This window comes from Acidovorax sp. KPB24-07 (assembly GCF_057543315.1).
In genome coordinates this window covers 1-6,552 of the sequence record NZ_BAAJYS010000210.1, presented here as the reverse complement: position 1 = coordinate 6,552, position 6,552 = coordinate 1, and the positions used below count along the sequence as shown (strand labels likewise).

Below are 6,552 nucleotides of genomic sequence, written 5' to 3'. Positions count from 1 at the left end.
GTGAACGTGAACCCGCTGTACACCGCGCGGGAGCTGGAGCACCAGCTCAAGGATTCCGGCGCCACCGCCATCGTGATCCTGGAGAACTTCGCCCACACCCTGGCCGAGGTGATCGACCGCACCGCCGTGCGGCACGTGTGCGTTGCCAGCATGGGCGACCTGCTGGGCGCGGCCTTCGGGCGCTGGATCACGTTCGCCGTGCGCCACCTGGCCAAGATGGTGCCGGCCTACGAGATTCCACTCACCAACGGCCGCCAGGTGGTGCCGTTCAACAAGGCGCTGGCCCTGGGCGAGCGCCGCACACTGGCGCCCAGCCAAGCCACGCTGGATTCGACCGCCTTCCTCCAGTACACGGGCGGCACCACGGGGCTGTCGAAGGGCGCGGTGCTCACGCACCGCAACATCGTGGCCGCCACGCTGCAGGCCGAGGCGTGGTTCACGCCCGCGCTGTCCAAGGTGGGCGACGTGCGCCATGCCAACAGCATCGCGGCGCTGCCGCTGTACCACATCTTCGCGCTCACGCTGTGCCTGCTGGCGATCCGCCAGGGCTCGCACCTCACGCTGATCCCCAATCCGCGCGACATCCCCAAATTCGTCGCGGTGCTGAAGAAGCGGCCCTTCCACATGCTGCCGGCGGTCAACACGCTGTTCAACGCGCTGCTGCACCACCCGCAGTTCGCCGCGCTCGATTTTTCGCACCTGTGCGTGTCGCAGGCCGGCGGCATGGCCGCGTCGGAGGGCACGGCACGCCAGTGGCAGAAGGTGACGGGCAGCACCATGATCGAGGGCTGGGGCATGAGCGAGACCTGCGCCATCGGCACCAACAACCCGGTGAACAACACGCAGTTCACCGGCACCATCGGCCTGCCCCTGCCGGGCATCGACATCGCCATCAAGGACGATGCCGGCGAGAGCCTGCCCATCGGCCAGTCGGGCGAGATTTGCATCCGCGGCCCCAACGTGATGACCGGCTACTACCAGCAGCCCGAGGAGAACGCCAAGGCCTTCACGGCGGACGGTTTCATGCGCACGGGCGACGTCGGCATCATGGACGAGGCCGGCTACACCCGCATCATCGACCGCAAGAAGGACATGATCCTGGTGAGCGGCTTCAACGTGTTCCCCAACGAACTGGAGCAGGTGATCTCGCTGTGCCCCGGCGTGCTGGAATGCGCGGCCATCGGAGTGCCGGACGAGAAACAGGGCGAGGCCATCAAGGTGTTCGTGGTGAAAAGCGACCCGGCGCTGTCGGAGGAAGACGTGGAGCGCTACTGCCACGAGCATCTCACCGGCTACAAGCGGCCCCGGCACATCGAGTTCCGCGATGCGCTGCCCAAGACGAACGTGGGCAAGATCTTGCGCCGGGAACTGCGGGGGTGATACCGATGAAGCCATTGAACATGTGCGTCGCCGCAAAAAGGTGATTTCGCTTATCCGTCAATGCTTTCCCTTGCCGAGCACAAAGTACGGGGGCCGACACGATAGTGCGGGTGTCCTTACTTTGAGATATTGAAATGGGAAATTGTCTAAAAACGGGTTCAAGCGCCAGCGCCCGCCCTCCTGCACCCGCTTCGCTGCAACGATCCGACAGCTTGAATGACCTGGAAAACGCCGCTCGCCAATTGGAGACGGCGCGCACCACCGCCCAGCGAAACCACGCAGGCGTGCCCCCTGCACTGGCGGGGTTGCCACGCGATCAAAGAGCCAAGATCGTCAACAACACTCAACAACTGCTGCATCTGGCTCAAACCAGGACCGAAAATCCCGAGGATGCGGCAGCAATTGCGCACGAAGACAACACGTCACATCGGCAACTGGCCGAACAAATTCGCAACATGGCAGGGCGGTGGGCATAGTTCGTCCACACCCGCGCCACCGCACGCTGCCCGGGAAGGCAGCGCGGCCATAGCAACACCGCTTCGAGGTGACGCCCTGCGGGCGCGGCAGTGCCGTCGACCCGCTCACAACCAGGCTTCACGGCAATTCCCGACGTGCAGCCAACGGCCATCTGGCCCGCCCGTCAGCGCGGGCCTTGGCTTCCAAACACCACTCCCCTGTTCTTGTCTGCACCTGTGATTGCCCAGAGGGACCTCCTCGTGACGGCAACGTCAACAAAGGGATACTCCCCACGCGCAAACGTTTGCGCAAACGTTTTCTTTCGCTACCATGGCGGTCCGCGGCGGTTTTTCCGGACGGCGATCGAGGCTCTTTCGACAGCCCCATCGGGTCCGCAACCGGCGCATTCCGCACCCCGACAACGCTTTTTCCAGGAGACACCATGCCCTTGACCCGCCGCTCCGTTCAAACCGCCGCCGCCCTCGCCGTGCTGGGGGGCCTGCTGGCCTCGCCCGCGTTCGCGCAGGACAAGCCCAAGATCGCGCTGGTGATGAAATCGCTGGCCAACGAGTTCTTCCGCACCATGGAAGACGGCGCCAAGGCGCACCAGAAGGCGCATGCCAGCGAATACACGCTGGTGGCCAACGGCATCAAGAACGAGACGGACACCGCCGCGCAGATCAAGATGATCGAGCAGGCCGTGGCGCAGAAGGTCAACGCCATCGTGCTGGCGCCGGCCGACTCCAAGGCGCTGGTGCCGGCCGTCAAGGCGGCGGTGGACAAGGGCATCCTGGTGGTGAACATCGACAACCGCCTGGACACCGACGCGCTCAAGGAAAAGAACCTGACCGTGCCCTTCGTCGGCCCCGACAACCGCGCAGGCGCCAAGCTGGTGGGCGACTACCTGGCCAAATCGATCAAGGCGGGCGACAAGGTCGGCATCATCGAAGGCGTTTCGACCACGTTCAACGCGCAGCAGCGCACGCTGGGCTTCCAGGATGCGATGAAGGCCGCCAACATCAAGGTGGTGGGCGTGCAGTCCGGCCAGTGGGAGATCGAGAAGGGCAACACGGTCGCCGCCGGCATGCTGCGCGAGCACCCCGACCTGGTGGCGCTGCTCGCCGGCAACGACAGCATGGCGCTGGGCGCGGTGGCCGCGGTGAAGGCCGCCGGCAAGGCCGGCAAGGTGCAGGTGGTGGGCTACGACAACATCAACGCGATCAAGCCCATGCTGGCCGATGGCCGCGTGCTCGCCACGGCCGACCAGTACGCCGCCAAGCAGGCCGTGTTCGGCATCGAACTGGTGCAGAAGGCTCTGGCCGCCAAGACGCCGCAGGCCCAGCTGCCGGCCGAGGTCAAGACCGAGGTGGTGCTGGTCACCAAGGACAGCAAGTAAGCGCGCCCGCAGCGCCTGCCGACCTCCTCGCCTGCCGCCTTTGACCTGAGGACCGACCCCGTGCCCCCTTTGCCGCCCGCCGCCGCGCCCGCGTCCGCCCCCCTGCTGGAGATGATCGGCGTGGGCAAGGACTACCACGCCACCACGGTGCTCCACACGGTGACGCTGTCGCTGCATGCGGGCGAGGTGCTGGCCCTCACCGGGGAGAACGGCGCGGGCAAGAGCACGCTGTCCAAGATCCTGTGCGGGCTGGAGCCGGCCTCGCGCGGCAGCATGCGGCTCGCGGGCCACCCCTATGCGCCCGCCTCGCGCCGCGACGCCGAGGGCCAGGGCGTGCGCATGGTCATGCAGGAGCTGGGCCTGATTCCCACGCTCACCGTGGCCGAGAACCTGCTGATGGGCCGCCTGCCGCACCGCGCGGGCTGGCTGCGCCGCGGCGCGCTGCATGCAGCCGCCCGCACGCAGCTGGCCAAGATCGGCCTGACCGACATCGACCCGGCCACGCCGGTCGCGCGCCTGGGGCTGGGGCAGCAGCAGATGGTGGAGATCGCCCGCAACCTGCACGACGACACGCGCGTGCTGGTGCTGGACGAGCCCACCGCCATGCTCACGCCGCGGGAGACCAACTACCTGTTCGAGCAGATCGCGCGGCTCACGGCGCGCGGGGTGGCGATCGTCTACGTGTCGCACCGGCTGGAGGAACTGCGCCGCATCGCCGACCGCGTGGCCGTGCTGCGCGACGGCGCGCTGGTGGACGCCCGCCCCATGGCCGGCCTGAGCGAAGCCGACCTGGTGCAGCGCATGGTGGGCCGCGCGGTGAGCGACCTGGAACACCGCCCACGCCGCCAAGCCGGCCCGGTGGTGTTGCGCACCGAGGGCCTGGGCCGGGGCACGGCGGTGCAGGACGTGAACCTGGAGCTGCGCGCGGGCGAGGTCTTCGGCATCGCCGGCCTGGTGGGCTCGGGCCGCACCGAGCTGCTGCGCCTGCTGTTCGGCGCCGACCGGGCGGACCGGGGCACGGTGGTGCTGTCCGAAGGCCATGATCCAAATCGGCCTCCAGCACAATCGGTACTAGGGCATACCGCTACAAATTCAATAGCAAACAATTCCCACGAGCCGCGCGAACGCCGCATTCCGCGCGGCTTCGCCTCGCCGATGCAGGCCATCGCGGCGGGCATCGGGCTGGTGGCGGAGGACCGCAAGTCGCAGGGCCTGCTGCTCACGCAGCCGATCCGCGTGAACGCCACGCTGTCCGACCTGTCGGCCGTCTCGCGCCTGGGCTGGCTGCGCCGAGCGCACGAAAGCAGCGTGGTGCAGGGTTTCATCCGAACGCTGGGCGTGCGCTGCCGCGGGCCCGAGCAGCCCGTGGGCCAGCTGTCGGGAGGCAACCAGCAGAAAGTGGTGTTCGCCCGCTGGCTGCACCGCGACGGCCGCGTGCTGCTGCTGGACGAACCCACGCGCGGCGTGGACGTGGGCGCGCGCGCCGACCTGTATGCCGAACTCGACCGCATGGCGGACGCCGGGCGTGCGCTGTGCATGGTGTCGTCCGACCTGCGCGAACTGATGGCCATGGCCGACCGCATCGGCGTGATGAGTGCCGGGCGCCTGGTGGCCGTGTTCGAACGCGGCCAGTGGACCGAACAGTCCCTGCTCGCGGCCGCTTTTTCCGAACCCGGTGGCCGCACGGCCGCCCCCAAACCCCTTTCCGCATGAACACCCCCGCACCGGCGCCCCAGGCCGCCGCCCCTTCTTCTTCCGCCGCCACATCCGCCTCCGTCTGGCGCACGCAACTGGGTACCTTCCTGGGGCTGGCGGCCGTGCTGGTCGGCATGGTCGTGCTGTTTTCGTGGATGTCCGAGTACTTCTGGAGCCGCGAGACCTTCGTCACCATCGCCAACGAGATCCCGGCGCTGGCCGTGATGGCCGTGGGCATGACGTTCGTGCTCATCATCGCGGGCATCGACCTGTCGGTGGGCTCGGTGATGGCGCTGTCGGCGGCCACGTCGGCCGCCGCCATCCTGCAATGGAAATGGAGCGTGCCGGCCGCGGCCGCGCTGGCGCTGGCCACCGGCCTGATCTGCGGCACGGTGACCGGTGCGGTGTCGGTGGCCTGGCGCCTGCCCTCGTTCATCGTCTCGCTCGGCATGCTGGAGGCGGTGCGCGGCGGCGCCTACGTGGTGACCGATTCGCGCACGCAATACGTGGGCGATGCGATCTCGTGGCTGTCGGCGCCCGTGGCGGGCGGCGTCTCGGTCGCGTTCGTGCTGGCCCTCGTGCTGGTGGTGGTGGCGCAGCTGGTGCTGTCGCGCACGGTGTTCGGCCGGTGCCTGGTGGGCATCGGCACCAACGAAGAGGCCATGCGCCTGGCGGGCGTGGACCCGCGCCCCATCCGCATCGCGGTGTTCGCGCTCACCGGCCTGCTGGCCGGGCTGGCGGGGCTGATGCAGTCCGCGCGCCTGGAAGCGGCCGACCCCAATGCCGGCACCGGCATGGAGCTGCAGGTGATCGCCGCCGTGGTGATCGGCGGCACCAGCCTGATGGGCGGGCGCGGCTCGGTCATCACCACCGCATTCGGCGTGCTCATCATCGCGGTGCTGGAGGCGGGCCTGGCGCAGATCGGCGCGAGCGAGCCGAGCAAGCGCATCATCACCGGCTGCGTGATCGTGGCCGCCGTGATCGTCGATACCGTGCGCCAGCGCCGGGCAGCCGTTTAATCCCCCGGCCGTCCCGCACCTGCACCCCTGACCCCATGGCCACCATCAAGGACGTCGCCCGCCGTGCCGAAGTGTCGGTGACCACCGTGTCGCACGTGGTCAACGGCACACGCCACGTGAGCGCCGAGGGCCGCGCGCGCGTGGAGGCCGCGATCCGCGAGCTGGGCTACGTGCCCAGCGCCATCGCACGCAGCCTCAAGCGCAACCACACGCGCACCCTGGGCATGCTGATCCCCAACAGCTCCAACCCGTACTTCGCCGAGGTGGTGCACAGCGTGGAGGACCGCTGCTTCGGCGCGGGCTACAACCTCATTCTGTGCAACACCAACGACGAAGCGCAGCGCCAGGCCTCCTACCTGCAGGTGCTGGCCGAGCGGCGCATCGACGGGCTGATAGTGGTCTCGACCGGGCACGACGCCACGCTGGCGCGGCAGCTGGAAGGCCTGTCGATCCCCACCGTGCTCGTGGACCGCGAGATCGAGGTGCCCCAGCCGCCCTGCGACCTGGTGGAGACCGCGCACGCCCAGGGCGGGCGGCTGGCCACCCGCCACCTGCTGGACCTGGGGCACCGCCGCATCGCCTGCATCGGCGGGCCGCAGGGGCTGG

The 6,552-nt window shown here is 68.7% G+C and carries 6 protein-coding genes; all 6 read left to right on the top strand.

Annotation, left to right across the window (positions count from 1 at the left end; genetic code table 11):
• On the top strand, window positions 1–1,380 hold a 1,380-nt coding region (locus AC27IQ_RS17330; protein ID WP_487090197.1), incomplete at its 5' end, for an AMP-binding protein.
• A 212-nt stretch (window positions 1,381–1,592) separates the two neighbouring features.
• Complete coding sequence (locus tag AC27IQ_RS17325; RefSeq protein WP_487090196.1) at window positions 1,593–1,856, top strand: hypothetical protein; 264 nt, start codon at window positions 1,593–1,595, stop codon at window positions 1,854–1,856.
• A 422-nt stretch (window positions 1,857–2,278) separates the two neighbouring features.
• Window positions 2,279–3,232, top strand: coding sequence for a sugar ABC transporter substrate-binding protein (locus tag AC27IQ_RS17320; RefSeq protein WP_317353243.1), 954 nt, complete (start codon window positions 2,279–2,281; stop codon window positions 3,230–3,232).
• Window positions 3,233–3,343: 111 nt separating this feature from the next.
• The gene (locus AC27IQ_RS17315; protein ID WP_487090198.1) at window positions 3,344–4,945 is read left to right on the top strand and encodes a sugar ABC transporter ATP-binding protein; all 1,602 of its coding nucleotides are present in this window, start codon (window positions 3,344–3,346) and stop codon (window positions 4,943–4,945) included.
• Window positions 4,942–5,946, top strand: coding sequence for an ABC transporter permease (locus AC27IQ_RS17310; RefSeq protein WP_272565210.1), 1,005 nt, complete (start codon window positions 4,942–4,944; stop codon window positions 5,944–5,946). Before AC27IQ_RS17315 ends, AC27IQ_RS17310 begins: the two co-directional genes overlap by 4 nt.
• Window positions 5,947–5,981: 35 nt before the next feature.
• A partial coding sequence (locus AC27IQ_RS17305; RefSeq protein ID WP_487090195.1) for a LacI family DNA-binding transcriptional regulator occupies window positions 5,982–6,552 on the top strand: 571 nt, incomplete at its 3' end.

Excerpts from the sequence above, each read along its gene's own strand:
- AC27IQ_RS17320 (WP_317353243.1), top strand. The coding sequence starts at position 2,279 with ATGCCCTTGACCCGCCGCTCCGTTCAAACCGCCGCCGCCCTCGCCGTG.
- AC27IQ_RS17315 (WP_487090198.1), top strand. The coding sequence starts at position 3,344 with ATGATCGGCGTGGGCAAGGACTACCACGCCACCACGGTGCTCCACACG.
- AC27IQ_RS17310 (WP_272565210.1), top strand. The coding sequence starts at position 4,942 with ATGAACACCCCCGCACCGGCGCCCCAGGCCGCCGCCCCTTCTTCTTCC.